The sequence below is a fragment of the Nesterenkonia lutea genome (assembly GCF_014873955.1).
GTDB classification, from domain to species: domain Bacteria; phylum Actinomycetota; class Actinomycetes; order Actinomycetales; family Micrococcaceae; genus Nesterenkonia; species Nesterenkonia lutea.
In genome coordinates this window covers 1,393,015-1,410,240 of the sequence record NZ_JADBED010000001.1, presented here as the reverse complement: position 1 = coordinate 1,410,240, position 17,226 = coordinate 1,393,015, and the positions used below count along the sequence as shown (strand labels likewise).

At 66.5% G+C, this 17,226-nt stretch carries 12 protein-coding genes; 7 read left to right on the top strand and 5 right to left on the bottom strand.

Going from position 1 to position 17,226, the window contains the following annotated elements:
- Positions 1-43 precede the first annotated feature (43 nt).
- From H4W27_RS06425 to H4W27_RS06415, 3 genes are read left to right on the top strand one after another with little or no spacing between them, the layout of a single operon-like run.
- On the top strand, positions 44-937 hold the full coding sequence (locus tag H4W27_RS06425) for a glycosyltransferase family 2 protein (RefSeq protein WP_192595199.1): 894 nt from the start codon (positions 44-46) through the stop codon (positions 935-937).
- The gene (locus tag H4W27_RS06420) at positions 934-1,977 is read left to right on the top strand and encodes a glycosyltransferase family 4 protein (protein WP_192595198.1); all 1,044 of its coding nucleotides are present in this window, start codon (positions 934-936) and stop codon (positions 1,975-1,977) included. The genes H4W27_RS06425 and H4W27_RS06420 overlap by 4 nt, the downstream gene beginning before the upstream one ends.
- 1 nt (position 1,978) lies before the next feature.
- Positions 1,979-2,929, top strand: a complete 951-nt coding sequence (locus H4W27_RS06415) for a glycosyltransferase (protein WP_192595197.1) — start codon at positions 1,979-1,981, stop codon at positions 2,927-2,929.
- On the opposite strand, the gene H4W27_RS06410 is transcribed toward H4W27_RS06415, so the two are convergent.
- Positions 2,911-3,948, bottom strand: a complete 1,038-nt coding sequence (locus H4W27_RS06410) for a glycosyltransferase family 2 protein (RefSeq protein WP_192595196.1) — start codon at positions 3,946-3,948, stop codon at positions 2,911-2,913. The genes H4W27_RS06415 and H4W27_RS06410 overlap by 19 nt on opposite strands.
- A 272-nt stretch (positions 3,949-4,220) precedes the next feature.
- Between H4W27_RS06410 and H4W27_RS06405 the strand changes: the two genes are divergently transcribed.
- Entirely contained in the window at positions 4,221-5,444 is a 1,224-nt protein-coding gene (locus tag H4W27_RS06405; protein ID WP_192595195.1) for a TerC family protein, read from the top strand.
- Positions 5,445-5,450: 6 nt separating this feature from the next.
- Here the strand turns inward: H4W27_RS06405 and H4W27_RS06400 are convergent, their stop codons facing one another.
- From H4W27_RS06400 to H4W27_RS06385, 4 genes are all read right to left on the bottom strand, one after another.
- The gene (locus H4W27_RS06400; protein WP_192595194.1) at positions 5,451-6,800 is read right to left on the bottom strand and encodes an alpha/beta fold hydrolase; all 1,350 of its coding nucleotides are present in this window, start codon (positions 6,798-6,800) and stop codon (positions 5,451-5,453) included.
- A complete protein-coding gene (locus H4W27_RS06395) occupies positions 6,797-9,475 on the bottom strand; it encodes a DEAD/DEAH box helicase (RefSeq protein WP_192595193.1) in 2,679 nt (892 codons plus the stop codon). Before H4W27_RS06395 ends, H4W27_RS06400 begins: the two co-directional genes overlap by 4 nt.
- Positions 9,454-10,161 (bottom strand): MBL fold metallo-hydrolase, encoded by a 708-nt coding sequence (locus H4W27_RS06390; protein WP_192595192.1) that lies wholly within the window; start codon positions 10,159-10,161, stop codon positions 9,454-9,456. The genes H4W27_RS06395 and H4W27_RS06390 overlap by 22 nt, the downstream gene beginning before the upstream one ends.
- A 155-nt stretch (positions 10,162-10,316) precedes the next feature.
- Positions 10,317-11,126, bottom strand: a complete 810-nt coding sequence (locus H4W27_RS06385; RefSeq protein ID WP_192595191.1) for an HAD hydrolase-like protein — start codon at positions 11,124-11,126, stop codon at positions 10,317-10,319.
- 196 nt (positions 11,127-11,322) lie between these two features.
- Here H4W27_RS06385 and uvrA point away from each other — a divergent pair, with 196 nt between their 5' ends.
- The 3 genes from uvrA (at position 11,323) to uvrC (ending at position 17,174) form a co-directional block, all read left to right on the top strand.
- Positions 11,323-14,229, top strand: a complete 2,907-nt coding sequence (gene uvrA, locus H4W27_RS06380) for an excinuclease ABC subunit UvrA (protein ID WP_318782388.1) — start codon at positions 11,323-11,325, stop codon at positions 14,227-14,229.
- A gap of 64 nt (positions 14,230-14,293) precedes the next feature.
- Positions 14,294-15,040 (top strand): lysophospholipid acyltransferase family protein, encoded by a 747-nt coding sequence (locus H4W27_RS06375; protein WP_192595190.1) that lies wholly within the window; start codon positions 14,294-14,296, stop codon positions 15,038-15,040.
- On the top strand, positions 15,033-17,174 hold the full coding sequence (gene uvrC / locus H4W27_RS06370) for an excinuclease ABC subunit UvrC (protein ID WP_192595189.1): 2,142 nt from the start codon (positions 15,033-15,035) through the stop codon (positions 17,172-17,174). Before H4W27_RS06375 ends, uvrC begins: the two co-directional genes overlap by 8 nt.
- Positions 17,175-17,226 lie beyond the last annotated feature (52 nt).

Genomic DNA, 17,226 nt, shown 5'->3' with positions numbered 1-17,226 from the left:
CTGCTCAGCGAGCAATCCTGCTCCGCCGTGTCTTGGAGGTACGTTGACCTACGCCGCACGAGAATGTTCTGTCGTCATCCCCTCGACGGGACGCGCCAGCCTGGACGATGCAGTCGCCAGCGCCCTCGCGCAGACCGCTGTCAGCGTCGAGGTGGTCGTCGTGCTGAACAACGCAGAGGACGAGAGCTGGTCACATCCTGATCCTCGAGTCAGAGTCATAGATGCCGGGCAGTCAGGCAGCAACGCGGCACGGCAGATCGGGATTCAGGCAGCAGGGTCTTCCCACGTGGCGCTGCTGGACGACGATGATCGCTGGTCGCCGTCGAAGCTCGAGCTGCAGTTCGAGCTGGCGGAGGATCGCGCTCTCCTCTCCGCGGAGAACTGGATCATCTCCTGCGGAGTCGAGAAGGTGCGCAACTCCGCCATCGAGCTCTGGCCGAGGCGTTTCCATGCCGAAGTTCTCGACGTGCCCCGCTACCTGTTCCGGCGTGAGAATCTGCGGTCACCTCGGCACCAGGTACAGTCATCAACCCTGTTCTTCCCTCGATCACTGGCGTTGGCAGTACCTTTTGACGGATCCGTGAGGATCCACATGGACTGGGACTGGCTCATCAAGGCGCAGAGGGTGTGCAGTGCTCGCATTCTGATCGTGGACCGATATCTCGTCCGCTATGAACAGCTTGCCTCGGGGATAACATCACGTTCCCGCGCGGACCTCAGCGTCGAATGGGCGGAGCAGGCTCTCGGCGACCGTCCGCGGGAGCATGGGGACTTCCTGGTGCTCATCTCAGCCAGATTCCCCCTGGTGCAGGGCGACCTGGCCGCCAGTCGACGTGTCATACGTCATTCCCGCGCAGTGGCAGCTCCCGGGTGGCGCGCATTGTCGGTGTCCCACGCAAACCTGTTCCGTGCAGCATTGACAAGGAGACGCCTGTGACGAACGCCGCCGCTCATCTGCCCACAGTTCTGCATATCGGTCCACAAGGAAGCATCGCTGGTGGCATGGCACAGGTCGTCAATGCCTACCTGAGTTGGACATACTCCCGAGTACAGCTGCGGGGCAGCCGCTCCACCAAGGGAAAAGGGGACAGGCTCGCGCTCTTCCGGTCGGCAGGCTCGGTCGTGCGGATCACAGCTCTGCGCATCGCCGGCGGGAGATCAGTGGCCGCGGTCCACCTGTCCCAGGGCGGCTCATTCCTGCGTGAAGGGACCCTTGTGCGACTGGCTCAGGCCATGGGTCTCGGAGTAGCCGTGCACCTGCACGGAAGCGGGTTCGCTGACTTCGCGCGCAGGAACCCGACAACAGTGCGCAGAGTTCTGGCGTCCGCCGATGTCGTGCTCGTCCTCACCCAGGAATCCGAGACGCTCTGCCGCGAGCTGCTGCCCGGGTCACGCGTCGTGCGCATCCCCAATGCAGTCACTGTGCCGGCAGGCCTGTTACCGAAGAAGAAGGTCATCGTCTTCGGCGGCGCAGTGGGGCACCGCAAGGGGGTGGACGTGCTTCTTGAAGCGTGGGGCGCGCTCCCCGAGCTGCATGACACATGGAAACTGATCATCGCGGGACCGCCTGACGGGATACACATCGATGCCTCAGTGCCGTCCTGCAGCCCGCTGGGATCGATCCCTCATGCGGGACTGATGTCCTTGCTCGATGAAGCGAGCATCGCGGTCCTGCCTTCACGAGGCGAAGCAATGCCCATGTTCGTCCTGGAGGCCATGGCACGTCGATGCGCCGTCGTCGCCACGGATGTGGGACAGGTTCGTGAGGTGGTGGAGGGGGCTGGTCTGATCACCCCTCCGGGTGATGTCGATGCGCTCGTGCGAGCTCTGCGCGAGCTGGCCCAGAGTGATGAGCGGCGAGCACAGCTCGCTGACGCGGCACGTGACCGAGTCGAGCGTCGGCACGATCGGAAGATCCTCGTGCCGGTGCTGGAGGACAACTGGCTGTCCACCCTTGAGATGGCTTCGGAGGCCTGACATGACATACGCATTCCCCGAGCTCGCGGGCCAGCGTGCCCTCCTCGTTGCTTCCACGGGGGGCCACCTGGAGCAGCTCGTACAGTTGGAGCCGGTCCTCGGTGTGTCACCGCAGTCCCAGTGGATGACGTTCGATTCTCCGCAGTCTCGGTCCCTTCTGGCGGGACGCGACGCCACGATCGTCCCCTACATCGCCTCGCGTGACTGGCGAGGAGTCATCCGAGCCGCCAGCGAGGCCACGAGACTCGACTGGGACAGCATCGACGTGGTGGTCAGCACCGGAGCCGCGCTCGCGCTCTCCGTCTTCCCGGTCGCCCGTCTGCGCAGAACGCCCGCCTTCTATATCGAGAGCGTCTCACGATTCGACGGCCCGTCCTTGACCGGGCGCCTGACTCAGCGACTGAGGCTCGCCACGACGTTCACCCAACATGCCGAATGGGCGACCGACCAGTGGCAGTACAGGTACTCGGTCTTGAGCGCATACGAGGCCGCAGCGGAACCTCTGGCCGAGGACTTCGGCATCTCACGGATCTTCGTCACGCTCGGAACCATCCGCCCGTTCCGTTTCGATGCACTGGTCGACGCCGTCCTGGCCGCGGCCCCTGAAGGGGCCGAAATCGTCTGGCAGCTTGGAGAGACCGATCGCACCGACCTCCCTGGCAAGGTGCATCGCACGATCTCGGTCGAGGACTTCGACCGGGAAGCGATGCACGCCGATGTGGTCGTCACTCATGCCGGCGTCGGATCGACGCTTCGACTCTTGGAGCTGGGGATATCACCGGTTCTCGTCCCGCGGAGAAAGGCGCGGGGAGAGCATATCGACGATCATCAGACACAGGTGGCGAGTCAGCTCGCGGCCGCGGGGCTTCTGCAGCGGGTGGACGCCCCTGATCTTGAACTGCAGCACCTCCTCCAGGCCGCGGCGACCAGAGTTCACAGGACGCTGGACTGACTCTCCGACCTCCTGCCGACCTTCCGCGAAAGCCTTCGGAAGACCTGCGCCGCATGAAGAGCGACGAGGTAGAAGGTGCCGAGCCGAGTCACAAGCCACACCCTGTTGTAGGTGCGCCGTGAACGAGAGCGGAGTTCTGCCATGTCAACATGCTTCACGGTCTGACGCGCCCTGCGGACGCCGTCTCGACGGACTGACCAGCGCGCGCGGACCCTTGTCGGAGTATGCCCATACGGCAGGATCAGGAACCAGGCCCGGAACCAGCTGACCGAGGCGTCGAGTTCCATCCCCTCGACGCTGGAAAGCAGGTCGACGGCGATGTCGTGCGCTCGCTGCAGGTTCGCGAGGTCCGGGGTTCTGCGTCGGGTGATCGATCCTTCGCGCACGAGATGGAAGTAGAGAGTCTCGGGAATCAGGTGGACGCACGAGCTGTTGGCGACTGCGCGCACCACACCTGTGAAATCCGACTGGGACGTGATGTCTGCGAAAGGGTCCAGGCCCAGCACTGAACGCCTGAAGAGCTTGTTCCACAGGTATCCCTGGACAGCCCCTTCAAGGATGAGCTCCCATGCGTGCTGCTGAGATGTCACCTGCTCCTGGTCCGCACCGTCAATGATCGCGCCAGAGTCATCTCCAGGATGACGGAGCTCCGCCCGGCACACGACGATGTCGGCATGGCTTCGAGCCGCCGCTTCGAGGAAGACGTCCAGGATGTCGGGCGACCATGAGTCATCGTCGTCGGCAAACCAGACATACTCGCCGTGCGCAGCCCTCAACGCTGCGTTTCGCGCGCGCGCGACCCCATGCACCGAGTCGAACCTGATGAGCGTGACTCGTGGATGCTCCGCGGCGAAAGCTTCAAGCAGTTCGCTTCCGCCGTCGGTGGAACCATCGTCGACCAGGATGACTTCATTGCGATCCCGCAGCTGTGGTGTGAGGCGGGCGATGAGTCCCGGAATGTGTGGACGGGAATTGTGAACGGGGACTATGAGACTCACCAGCGGGTTCGGAGCTGTCATTCCGGCAGAACTCCTTTGACCCGAGGGTTCAGTACGAACAGAACGTCTTGGTCCACATCTCATCAGCTTCGGGCACCGCTGCCAAGTCCCGTGGTCCAGGCTGCGCCTCGGACGGTCCTGGCCGGTGTATCATCATCAAAGCGTGGGGGAGTATCCCGAACACTGTGGACGTCAGCACGCGGAGCGATGACGCTTCGCCGGACACAGAGGCCTGAGCACGGGCGGAGAGACTCGCGACGACATCGCTGCACCCTCCTCCCGAAAGGCCCCCCATGGAGATCTCCCCCCTGATCTGGACCGTCACCCTGGTGCTGATCGTCGGTCTGCTGCTCTTCGACTTCGTCTTCCATGTGCGCAAGGCACACACCCCCACGATCAAGGAAGCGGCTCTCTGGTCAGCCTTCTACGTCGGGGTCGCCCTGCTCTTCGGCCTGGGCTTCTTCGCGCTCGGCCAGCCTGAGATGGCCACCGAGTACTACGCGGGCTATGTCACGGAGAAGGCCCTCTCGGTGGACAACCTCTTCGTCTTCCTGGTGATCATGGGCAGCTTCAACGTGCCGCGCCAGTATCAGCAGAAGGTCCTGCTCTTCGGGATCGTCTTCGCGCTCATCGCGCGCAGCGTCTTCATCTTCGTGGGCGCCGGCCTCATCAGCCTGTGGAGCGACGTCTTCTACCTCTTCGGCATCATCCTGCTGATGACCGCAGGGCAGCTGCTGAAGAAGGAGCTCGCCGGGGACTCGGAAGAGGAGGAGGCGGACAACTTCATCATCCGCTTCGCACGCCGACACCTGAACACCACCGAGGAGTATCACGGGGACAAGATCACCACCCGGATCGACGGCAAGCGGATGTTCACCCCGATGCTGCTGGTCATGATCGCCATCGGCGGCACCGACCTGCTCTTCGCCGTGGACTCGATCCCCGCGATCTATGGTCTGACTCAGGAACCGTTCATCGTCTTCGCGGCCACGGCGTTCTCGCTGATGGGGCTGCGCCAGCTCTACTTCCTCATCGACGGCCTGCTTGATCGGCTGATCTACCTCTCCTACGGCCTGGCCCTGATCCTGGGCTTCATCGGCGTCAAGCTGATGATCCACGCGCTGCATGAGAACAACCTGTTCTTCGTCAACAACGGCGAGGACGTCTCCGTCATGGAGATCTCCACCGGGCTCTCGCTGCTGGTCATCGTGGGCGTGCTCATCCTCACCGTGTTCAGCTCGCTCGTGGCCCCCAAGGGACGCGCGCTGCGCGCCATCCAGAATGCCGAGAAGTACTCGCTGCGCTATGTGGACCTGGTCAACAAGGCACCCGAAGACCGGGAGTTCAACCTGGTCAAGACGGCCGAGCAGTACGATCACTGGGCTGCCCGGGTTCAAGCCGTGCCCGAGAGGTATCAGGAAGAGCTGATCAAGCATCGCGCCCAGTATCTGCATACGCTGGAGAAGGCGCGCGGCCTGCGCTCAGGGGCTGCGGCGAACGGCGAACCGAAGGCCTGAGACGGTTCAGCGGGTGCGCTGGAGCAGCTCGCTGAAGACGCGGGCACCGTCGTCGCCGAGTCCATCGTGGTGGAACTCGTCGGTCTCCCACACGCTGATCCCAGCGACCTCATTCGCGGTCTCCCAGGAGAGCTCGCGGGCGACGTAGACATCATCGGTGTACAGCGCCGCAGCAGTGGGGACACGGTTGCGGCGCAGCTGTTCGCGGTCATAGAGCGGATCCCAGTCATCGACGGCGGCGAGTCGGTCCGCCGCGGCCATCAGGGGACGACACACCGGGTCCAGGAGCAGATGATCGCGGAGGATCATCTCGCCCAGCAGCAGGGGAGAGGGCCCCGAGGCATCGAATTCGGGAAACTCGTCCAGGACGCGCTGTGCGGCCCAGCCGGTGGCTCCGCGCCCCTCGGTGCAGGCGGCTGGCTGGCCGTAGATCGACTCGTGCATCACCGCGTACATCGGGTTCTCTGCGAAGGAGAGCTGCTGGCCCACGGCGGCCAGAAAGCTGTCGGAGAGCTCGGTCCGCGCCGCGGAGGTGAAGGCCTCCTGAAGCAGATAGTGCAGCGAGCCCGCCCGGGTGTTGCCGCCCAGCAGCATCCCGATCAGCTGCAGCCGTGACGGTGTCAGCGGCGAGCCGTCGAGAAGCTGCACGGCGTTGTCCCGCAGATGGGTGAAGACGGCGTCGAGGATCTCCCGGTCCCGGGGGAATCTCGCAAAGTGCTCCATGTTTCGGCTGCGCATCTTGGCATAGGTCGCGCGGTAGACCCGGTCGGCGTGCCCATGCAGCGGGGCCAGACCTCCCGTGATCAGCGCCCGGTCCAGTGAGTCCGGCGCGAAGGAGAGATAGCTGAGTGTGGCGAATCCGCCGAAGCTCTGTCCCAGCACGCTCCAGGTTCTCAGACCGAGACCGCGACGGAAGGCCTCTGCATCGCAGACGATGGAATCTGCGCGGAAGCGGCGCATATGGGCCGCCTGCGCGGACGCGTCGCCGCGTGCCGCCAGGGACTGGCGGGTCAGCGGCGCCGAGAGCCCGGTGCCGCGCTGATCGAGCATCAATATCCGAAACTGCTTGCCGGCCTCGGTCATCCAGCCACCGAGCTTGGCAGGTCGGCTGCCCTTCCCACCGGGACCGCCCTGCAGGAACAGCAGCCAGGGCAGTGACTCCACGTGCTCCTGGCCCTGCTGGGCCGCCTCCGCGGCGACGAACTCACGGGCATAGATCCAGATCTGCTCCGCCTCGGGCGCCCCATGGTCCAGCGGCACCTCAAGCCAGTGATCGGTGATCTGCGTGCCGTCGATCAGGTGCGAGCTCGTCCCTGCCGTGGGAGTCCCACCCTGGACCGGCGCCGAGGTGCTCATCCCAGTTCCCCGACCCGGTCCATGACGACCACGGGTGCGCCGGTCTCGTCCGAGGCGCTGAGGTCGATCCAGGCGTGGATGCCCCAGTCGTGGTGCGACTGGGGGTCGTCCAGGACCTGGACGGCTCGCCACCAGCGACGCGCAGGGTCAGGCGTGTTAGCCGGCGCGACGTCGATGCGCATCAGCGACGGGCCACGGGACTGCGCGTCGGTGTAGAGGTCCTCGTAGACGTTGAAGTAGGCATCCAGGGCTTCTCCCCAGCGGTCGGCGTCCCAGCCCTGCTCGGCGTCGAGCTCGGCGAGCTTCGCCTCCTTCTCCTGGGCGAAGAGCTCCGCGCGCAGGAACATGGCGTTGCGCACCATGACCTTGAACGCCCGGGCATTGGCGGTCACCCGGTCTGGATGGTCCAGCGCGGAGATGTCGGCCTCCATGGCTGCCAGCTCTGCGAGCTTCTCCGGGTCATCCCCGGCCTTGAGCCGCTCCCACTCCTCCAGCAGCGAGCTGTCGGTCTGCCGGACGACCTCGCCCAGCCATTCCAGCAGGTCCTGAAGCTCCTCGGTGAGCAGGTTCTCCGGAACCGTCTGCCGCAGCGCCTTATAGGCGTCGCTGAGATAGCGCAGCAGCACACCTTCGGATCGGGCGATCTGATAGTGGTTGACCATGTCCGTGAAGCCGAAGGCTCGTTCGAGCATGTCTCGGACCACGGACTTGGGCTGCAGCGCATGGTCCGAGACCCACGGGGCGCTGCCGCGGTAGACCTCGAACTGCTGGGTCAGCAGCTCTGCCAGCGGCTGCGGCGGAGTGAGCTCATCGAGGATCCGCATGCGTTCGACATAGTCCACGCCCTCGGCCTTGAGCTCGCCGATCTTCTCGGACTTCAGCTGCTTCATCTGCGCACCGGTGATCTGGTGCGGAGTCTCCAGGATGGACTCGATCACGCTGATCACGTCCAGCGCATACGACTCCGATTCCGTGTCGAGCAGCTCCACTGCGGCCATGGCGAAGGGGGCCAGCGGCTGATTCAGCGCAAAGTTGTCCTGCAGATCCAGAGTCAGGTCGACGGTGCGTCCGTCCTCGTCGGGGGAGTCCAGGCGTTCGAGCACCCCGGCGGTGAGCAGCTCACGCAGGATCTGCAGAGCCTGTCGCTGCAGCTGCGCCTTGCGGGCGGGAGTCTCGTCGGCGGCGAGGATCATCCGGCGCATCGCGCGGATCGGATCCTCGGGTCGTTCGAGCAGATGGAGCACCATCGAGTAGCTGACCCGCATCCGCGAGACCATCGGCTCAGGGGTGGCCGTGATGATCCGCTCGAAGGTCTTCTCGCTCCAGGAGACGAAACCCTCGCGCGGCTTCTTCTTCCCGGCGGAGCGGATCGCCTGCGAGACCTTCTTCTCGTCGTCCCCGTGCTTGGCCCGGGCTTTGCTGATCGCCTGCTCATTTTCGATCACGTGCTCCGGCGCCTGCACCACGACGGTCCCGGCGGTGTCGAAGCCGGCCCGACCGGCCCGACCGGCGATCTGATGGAATTCACGGGCGTTGAGCTGCCGGGTGCGGGTGCCGTCGTATTTGCTCAGCGCGGTCAGCAGCACCGTGCGGATCGGCACGTTGATCCCGACGCCGAGGGTGTCGGTGCCGCAGATGACCTTGAGCAGTCCCTGCTGGGAGAGCTGTTCGACCAGGCGCCGGTATTTCGGCAGCATGCCGGCGTGGTGGACGCCGATCCCGGCCCGCAGAAGCCGGTTCAGCGTCTTGCCGAAGCCCTTGGCGAACCGGAAGGTCTCCAGCTTCAGCCGGATGAGCTCGCGCTCCTCCTTGGAGACGACGTTGAGCGAGGCGAGTCCGACGGCGCGCTCGGCCGCCTCCCGCTGGGAGAAGTGCACGACGTAGACCGGCGCCTGGTGCGTGGTGACCAGCTCCTCGAGCTTGGTCTGCAGCGCCGTGGTGGAGTATTCGAAGCTCAGCGGCACGGGACGTTCGGCGCTGGAGACCGTGACGACGTCGCGTCCGGTGCCCTCGCTGAGCCGGGTCTCGAACCGTGAGGTGTCGCCCAGCGTGGCGGACATGAGCAGGAACTGCGCGCGGCTTCCGGTGGATCCGCGGCCCGGGCTGCCGGGCTCTGCGCGTCCGGTGAGCTCCAGCAGCGGCACCTGCCAGGCCCATCCGCGCTGGGGATCCGCGTAGAAGTGGAACTCGTCCATGATCACGGGGCCCACATCGGCGTCCCGGCCGTCGCGCAGAGCCTCATTGGCAAGGATCTCGGCGGTGCAGCAGATGATCGGGGCCGAGGCGTTGACGGAGGAGTCGCCGGTGACCATGCCGACGTTCTCCGCGCCGAAGATCTCCACCAGCGAGAAGAACTTCTCGGAGACGAGTGCCTTGATCGGGGCCGTGTAGACGCTGCGCTGGCCCCGGGAGAGGGCGAAGAAGTGCGCGGCGGTGGCCACCAGGGACTTCCCCGAGCCCGTGGGCGTCGACATGATCACGTGCTGCCCGTCGGCCAGCTCGAGGATCGCGTCCTGCTGGGCGGGGTAGAGCGTCAGACCCTGATCCTGTGTCCAGGACTCGAAGGCCGCGTAGAGCTCCTCCGGCCCGGGGGCTCCTGAGTCCTCGGCGGAGGGTTCCAGCTTGTCCAGGCGCTTGGATGCGGTGGCGGCGCTCACCAGCCGCGTTCCCGCCATGCGGGAAGCTGGTCGCGTTCGGCGCCCAGCGTCGTGGGGTCGCCGTGGCCGGGATGAACGATGGTGTCGTCCTCATAGACGTCGAAGAGCCGCGCCTGCACATCATCGAGCAGCGCGGTGAAGTCCTCGTCCGACCACGTCTTGCCGACCCCGCCGGGGAACAAGGAGTCGCCGGTGAAGATGTGCGTGGGGCCGTCCTCCACCGGATAGACGAAGGCCATGGATCCGGGGGTGTGCCCGCGCAGATGGATCACGTCCAGGGAGATCCCGTCATAGGAGAGTTCATCGCCGTGGCCCAGCCGCCGCTCGACGGTGACGTTCTTCTCGGCCTCGATGCTGGCAGCGTCCTCGGCGCCGGCGGCCACCTCGGGGCGGGAGCCGCTGCTCCCAGCGCCGGGCGCCGCGGGTGAGCCGGGAGCATCGACCAGCTCCTCCAGCGCACGAATGTGATCCCAGTGCGAATGCGTGGTCAGCACCGCGGTCAGCTCCAGCGGGCAGGGAGTGTCCCCGGCGGCGGAGGAGAGCAGACCCCGGATGGCGCCGGCGTCGTCGGCCGCATCGATCAGCACCTGGGCCCCGGACTTCTTTGCGGTCAGCAGATACACGTTGTTGTTCATCTCAGAGACGGAGATGCGCCGAAGCGTGATCGCAGGGAGGTCGTAGATCAGAGAACTGTCAGATGCCATAGGGGTCAGTCTAGGGTCTGCCGCCCTCGCGGGGCCACGAGACCGGCAGTCCCAGGTCCGGCTCTGAGGGAGCGGCCGGACGAACGGCTGGAGAGCGGCGTGGGAACGCCTGGAGAGTGACCGGGGAACGCCTGGAGGATGCTCGGGGAGGACCCTCAGTGCGCTGCGGACGGGGCTGGCCGGGTCAGGACCCCGGCGGTCAGCAGCGCCTGTCGGAGCTGCTCGGCAGTGCTGACGATCGGGTCCGCCCCGGCCTGCTCCAGCTCTCCTTCGGGCGCATAGCCCCAGCGCACCCCGATGCAGCGCATCCCATGGGCGGCGGCACCCGCGACGTCGAAGACCCGGTCACCGACCATGACGACTCTGGCCTCTGGTGTCTCTTCGGTCTCTGGGGTCGAGGCGTCCAGCGGACCCTCGTCCGGGTCCAGGCCGATCGCCGCCAGCGCGGCCCCGACGATGGGGCCCTTGCCGGCATGAGGGATCGACTCGTCCTCGGGGGAGCCGTGCACCGCGGCGAAATGCCCACGGAGGCCCTGGATGCTCAGCAGCTGCTCGGCCAGCCCGGTGGGCTTCGAGGTCGCCACCGCGCAGACCACCCCTGCCTCGTTCAGCGTGCGCAGCAGCTCCTCCACACCGGGGTAGACCCGGCTGGCCTGCATGCCCTCGGCGAGGTAGCGCTGCCGATACTCCTCGACGATGGAGGGGATCAGCGCCTCGGTGACTCCGGGCAGACTCGCCAGTGAGGCGGCCAGCGGCGGACCGACGAACGCGTCGAGCCGCTCCTGGTCCGGCACCTCGATCCCGTGGACGTCGAGTGCATGCGCGATGCCGCTGGTGATCGCCCCGGCCGGATCCACCAGCGTGCCGTCGAGGTCGAAGATCACCGCCCGGAGGCCGGCTGATGTTCCGGGTGATACCTCGGTGGGGCGTGCGGCGGCCGGTGCGGCGGGGGAGTCAGAGTTCACCGCGCCATTCTGCCATGAGGCGAGCGCGTGGAGCAGGCCGTGGCGGGGCTCACTGTGACATTTCGAACGTTTGTTCGAGTCCCCCGGGGGTTCTACACTGGAGGACGTGTCAGAGCGAGCAGCCGAAACAGCCATCATAGAATCCGTGGACGACTACTACGCCGAGGGTGCGCGAAGAAGATCCGCCACCAACGGGGTGATCGGTCATGCCGAGGCCGACCGGATCGTGGTCCAGGGGGCGCGCGAGCACAACCTCAAAGACGTCACGGTCGAGCTGCCGCGCAACTCCTTCATCGTGTTCACCGGCCTCTCCGGCTCGGGCAAGTCCTCGCTCGCCTTCGACACCATCTTCGCCGAGGGACAGCGGCGCTACGTCGAATCCCTCTCCGCCTACGCCAGGCAGTTCCTGGGCCGGGTGGACAAGCCTGACATCGACTTCATCGAGGGGCTCTCCCCAGCGGTCTCCATCGACCAGAAGTCCACTTCCAAGAACCCCCGCTCCACCGTGGGCACGGTCACCGAGATCCACGACTATCTGCGCCTGCTCTGGGCGAGGATCGGGATCCCGCACTGCCCCATCTGCGATGAGAAGATCGAGCGCCAGACCCCGCAGCAGATCGTCGACCAGGTCCTCGGCTTCCCCGAGAAGACCCGCTTCCAGGTGCTGGCCCCGGTGGTCCGCGGCCGCAAGGGAGAGTTCAAGGACCTCTTCCGCGACCTCGCCAGTGAGGGCTTCTCCCGCGCCATCGTCGACGGCGAGATCATCCAGCTGTCCGAGCCGCCCACGCTGGAGAAGACCTATAAGCACCAGATCGAGGTGGTCATCGACAGGCTGGTGATCCGCGAGGGCATGCGCCAGCGGCTCACCGACTCGGTGGAGACCGCGCTGAAGCTCGCCGACGGGCGCCTGGTCATCGACCTGGTCGACCTCGACGACGACGGCCATCCCACCAACGATCGGGTCCCCGAAGGCCTCACCGGCCCGAAGCAGCGGCCGTTCTCCGAGAACCTGGCCTGCCCGAACGAGCACCCGCTGGCGCTGGATGAGATCGAGCCGCGCTCCTTCTCCTTCAACAACCCCTTCGGCGCCTGCGAGGTCTGCTCCGGCATCGGCTCCAGCCTGGAGGTGGACACCGACCTGGTGATCCCCGATGACACGCTCTCCCTCGAGGGCGGCGCCATCGCGCCGTGGGCACTGGGGAAGGCGTCCAAGGAGTACTGGCTGCGGCTGATCACCGGGCTCTCCAAGGAGCTGGACTTCTCGGTGCGCACCCCCTGGAAGGACCTGCCCAAGAAGGCGCAGAAGGCGCTGCTGCACGGACGCAACCACAAGGTCGTGGTGCAGTATCGCAACCGCTTCGGCCGGGAGCGCACCTACTCCACCGGCTTCGAAGGGGTCCTCTCCTACATCTCGCGCAAGCACCTCGAGGTGGAGTCGGACAACGCCCGGGACCGCTACGAGCAGTACATGCGCCAGATCCCCTGCCCCGCCTGCAACGGCCAGCGGCTGAATCCCGCCGCCCTCGCGGTCACCGTGCAGGGCGCCTCCATCGCGGAGATCGCCCGGCTTCCGCTGGACAAGTGCGCCGAGTTCTTCACCACCGTGGAGCTCTCCGCCCGTGACGCCACCATCGCCGACCAGGTGCTCAAGGAGATCCTGGCCCGGCTGAACTTCCTGCTCGACGTCGGTCTGAGCTACCTGAATCTGGAGCGCGCCGCCGGCACGCTCTCCGGCGGCGAGGCCCAGCGGATCCGGCTCGCCACCCAGATCGGCTCGGGCCTGGTCGGAGTGCTCTACGTCCTGGACGAGCCCTCCATCGGGCTGCACCAGCGTGACAACGCCCGGCTGATCCAGACGCTCACCCGGCTGCGTGACCTCGGCAACACCTTGATCGTGGTCGAACACGACGAGGACACCATCGCCGAGGCCGACTGGATCGTGGACATCGGACCGGGCGCCGGTGAGCGCGGCGGCGAGATCGTGCACTCCGGGTCCGTGCAGGGACTGCGCGAGAACGTCCATTCCATCACCGGTGACTACCTCTCCGGCCGCCGCAGCATTCCCATCCCGGCGCAGCGCCGCCCGGTGGACAAGACTCGGATGCTCAAGGTGATCGAGGCCCAGGAGAACAACCTGGACAAGGTCTCCGTGGAGATCCCGCTGGGGATCTTCCTCTCCGTCACCGGCGTCTCCGGCTCCGGCAAGTCCACGCTGATCAACGAGATCCTCTACAAGTCACTGGCGAACAAGCTCAACGGCGCCAAGCAGGTCCCCGGCCGGCACCGTCGCATCGACGGGATCGACGATCACCTGGACAAGGTGATCCACGTGGACCAGTCACCGATCGGTCGCACCCCCCGCTCCAACCCGGCCACCTACACCGGGGTCTTCGACCACGTCCGCAAGCTCTTCGCCCAGGCCCCGGAGTCCAAGACCCGCGGCTACCAGCCCGGAAGATTCTCCTTCAACATCAAGGGCGGACGCTGCGAGTCCTGCTCCGGCGACGGCACGTTGAAGATCGAGATGAACTTCCTGCCCGACGTCTACGTGCCCTGCGAGGTCTGCCATGGAGCCCGGTACAACCGGGAGACCCTCGAGGTGAAGTACAAGAACAAGAACATCGCCGAGGTGCTCGACATGCCGATCGAGGAGGCCGCGGAGTTCTTCGCCGCCTTCGCCCCGATCGCCCGGCACCTGAACACCCTGGTCGAAGTGGGCCTGGGCTACGTGCGGCTCGGCCAGTCCGCCACCACGCTCTCCGGCGGCGAGGCGCAGCGCGTGAAGCTGGCCTCGGAGCTGCAGCGCCGGTCCAACGGGCGCAGCGTCTACGTGCTCGACGAACCCACCACCGGACTGCACTTCGAGGACATCCGCAAGCTGCTCCAGGTCCTGCAGGGACTGGTGGAGAAGGGCAACAGCGTGATCACCATCGAGCACAACCTCGACGTGATCAAGTCCTCCGACTGGGTCATCGACCTGGGCCCCGAAGGGGGCAGCGGCGGCGGGCTCGTCGTCGCCCAGGGGACTCCGGAGAAGGTCGCAGCCAGCGCAGAGGAGACCGGATCACACACCGGCAGGTTCCTCGCAGCACTGCTAAAGTGAACCCGCCGCTTCTCAGCCCAGCGACCAGGTCACGGATCGGCACGCACGTCACGGACCAGCACGCATGTCACGGATCAGCAACCCCGCGGAGGCACACCAGGTGAGCACCACCCCCGATGCGCACGAGCCAGAGCGCGTCGTCACCCATGATGCGATCCGCAAAGCCTTCGCGATCGCGGTGAAGCTGGGCTGCCGTCCGACGATCACAGGTCTGGAGAACACTCCGACCGTCGGCGGGTTCATCGTCGCCTCCAACCACCTCTCCTTCCTGGACTCGGTGCTCATACAGGCCGTGTTCCCGCGACCGGTGAGCTTCTTCGCCAAGGCCGAGTACTTCACCCAGACCGGTATCCGCGGCCGCGCGATGAAGCTCTTCTTCGAATCCGTGGGCTCTGTCCCGGTGGAGCGACAGCGACAGTCGGCCTCGGTGGAGGCCCTCTACAGTCTGGGCTCCATCGCGTCGGCGGGCCACGGCGTGGGGATCTACCCCGAAGGCACGCGGAGCCGCGACGGACGGCTCTACCGCGGCAAGAACGGGGTGGGCTGGCTCGCCGTGGCCACCGGGCTGCCCGTGGTCCCTGTCGGGCTGCGCGGCACCGAGTCGCTGCAGAAGCCCGACTCGCACATGATCCGGCCACATACCTTCGAGATGCACGTGGGAGAGCCGCTGCACTTTCCGAAGCTGGGGGAGAAGCACCCGCTGCCCGCGCGCCGACAGGCCACCGACCAGATCATGGACGCCATCGCCGCACTCAGCGGTCAGGAGCGGGTGGCCAGCTACAACGCGCCGCCGGCGGAGGCCGATGACTGACCCGAGCTCCTATCGACCGAGACCCGGGGAGATCCCCACCAGTCCCGGGGTCTACCGGTTCATCGACCCGCACGGACGAGTGGTCTATGTCGGCAAGGCCAAGAACCTGCGTTCCCGGCTGAACTCCTACTTCGCCCGGGTGGGGACGCTCCCGCCGAAGACCTACGCGATGGTCCACGCCGCCGCCAGGGTGGAATGGACCGTCGTCGGCTCGGAGCTGGAGGCGATCCAGCTCGAATACACCTGGATCAAGCAGCACACGCCCCGGTTCAACATCATGTACCGGGACGACAAGTCCTACCCGTACCTCGCGGTCACCATGAATGAGAAATACCCGCGGGTGCAGGTCATGCGTGGGGACAAGAAGCCCGGGGTGAAGTACTACGGGCCATTCCACCCGGCCAAGGCCATCCGCGAGACGGTGGACACGATGCTGCGGGTCTTCCCGGTGCGCAGCTGCTCCGCCGGGGTCTTCAAACGCGCCAAGGCCTCCGGAAGGCCATGCCTGCTCGGCTACATCGGCAAATGCTCCGCCCCCTGCGTGGGCGAGATCAGCGAGGAGGATCACCGCGCCCTGGCGGAGGAGTTCTGCGAGGTCATGGCCGGCAACCCCGGCCCGCACCTGCGCCGGATCGAGAACCAGATGAAGCAGGCGGTGGCCGAGCTGCGCTATGAGGACGCCGGTCGCCACCGCGATGACCTGGAAGCCATCCGCAGAGTCTTCGAACGCAACTCCGTGGTGCTCTCCGAGGACACCGAGGCCGACATCTTCGCCTTCGCCGAGGACGAGCTGGAGGCTGCGGTCCAGGTCTTCCATGTCCGGCAGGGACGGATCAGGGGCCAGCGCGGCTGGGTCGTGGAGAAGGTGGAGGACACCGACGCCGGCGCGATGGTCGAGCAGCTGCTGATGCAGGTCTACGGCTCCATGGCAGACACGGAGCGGATCCCGCCTGAGGTGCTGGTTCCCGCGCTGCCGGACAACGCTGAGGAGATCTCTGACTGGCTCCGTCAGCTGCGCAGCGACGCCGGCGCGGGGCGCACCCAGATCAGCCTGCGCGTGCCCCAGCGTGGGGACAAGGCGGCCCTGCTGGGCACGGTGCAGGAGAACGCCGCACAGGCGCTGAGGCTGCACAAGGCCCGGCGCAGCTCGGACATCACCACTCGCTCGGCGGCCCTGCGTGATCTGCAGGAGGCCCTGGGCGCCGTCGAGCCTCTGCTGCGCATCGAGTGCTTCGACATCTCGCACACCTCCGGGACCAATGTGGTCGCCTCCATGGTGGTGCTCGAGGACGGACTGGCGAAGAAGCGCGACTACCGCCGCTTCTCCGTCAAGGGTGACGCCGCGCGCGATGACACCTCGGCCATGTATGACGTGATCAGCCGACGCTTCGCCCGGCATCTCAGGGACCAGGAACGCTCCACGGAGGCGACGGAGCCCACCGAGGTCGTCGAGGCTCCGGAGTCTGACGCTCTCCCCGAGACCGCGTCGCTGTCCGGCGCCCTCGGCGAGGCTCCGGCGAGGCCCGGAGCCGAGGCAGAGGTGGGCGCACTGGCCTCCACCGTGGTCGAGCGCGAGGTCGAGCGCTTCGCCTACCCGCCGAGCCTGGTGGTGGTCGACGGCGGTCAGCCCCAGGTCAACGCGGCCCAGCACGCCCTGATCGACCTGGGCATCACCGATCTTCCCGTCATCGGCCTGGCCAAGCGGCTCGAGGAGGTCTGGCTGCCCGAGGACGACTTCCCGCTCGTGCTCCCGCGCTCCTCCGAGGCGCTGTACATGCTCCAGCGCATCCGTGACGAGGCACACCGGTTCGCCATCGCCTACCACCGGTCCAAGCGGTCCAAACAGATGACGGCCTCCGCGCTGGACGATGTGCCGGGCCTGGGACCGAGCCGCCGAGCCGCCGTCGTCGGCCATTTCGGATCGGTCGCGAACCTGAGGAAGGCCACGCTGGAGGAGATCTGTGAGGTCCCGGGTCTGGGCAGGGACACCGCACAGAAGATCCTCGACCACCTCCATGCCGAGGCGGAGCTCCCGCCGCCCCCGGCGGGAGAGTCCGAGCCGGGTGACGCGGAGGCGGCGGAGCCGGGTGGCGCCGAGGCTGTGGAGTCCGAGCCGGGGGAGGGCGACGACTGAGCACCCCCGCCCGGTCGCCTGCTTCACCCCGGCGAGCCAGGACGGCTAAGGT

Excerpts from the sequence above, each read along its gene's own strand:
- H4W27_RS06415 (WP_192595197.1), top strand. The coding sequence starts at position 1,979 with ATGACATACGCATTCCCCGAGCTCGCGGGCCAGCGTGCCCTCCTCGTT.
- H4W27_RS06410 (WP_192595196.1), bottom strand. The coding sequence starts at position 3,948 with ATGACAGCTCCGAACCCGCTGGTGAGTCTCATAGTCCCCGTTCACAAT.
- H4W27_RS06405 (WP_192595195.1), top strand. The coding sequence starts at position 4,221 with ATGGAGATCTCCCCCCTGATCTGGACCGTCACCCTGGTGCTGATCGTC.
- H4W27_RS06400 (WP_192595194.1), bottom strand. The coding sequence starts at position 6,800 with ATGAGCACCTCGGCGCCGGTCCAGGGTGGGACTCCCACGGCAGGGACG.
- H4W27_RS06395 (WP_192595193.1), bottom strand. The coding sequence starts at position 9,475 with ATGGCGGGAACGCGGCTGGTGAGCGCCGCCACCGCATCCAAGCGCCTG.
- H4W27_RS06390 (WP_192595192.1), bottom strand. The coding sequence starts at position 10,161 with ATGGCATCTGACAGTTCTCTGATCTACGACCTCCCTGCGATCACGCTT.
- H4W27_RS06375 (WP_192595190.1), top strand. The coding sequence starts at position 14,294 with ATGTCACGGATCAGCAACCCCGCGGAGGCACACCAGGTGAGCACCACC.
- uvrC (WP_192595189.1), top strand. The coding sequence starts at position 15,033 with ATGACTGACCCGAGCTCCTATCGACCGAGACCCGGGGAGATCCCCACC.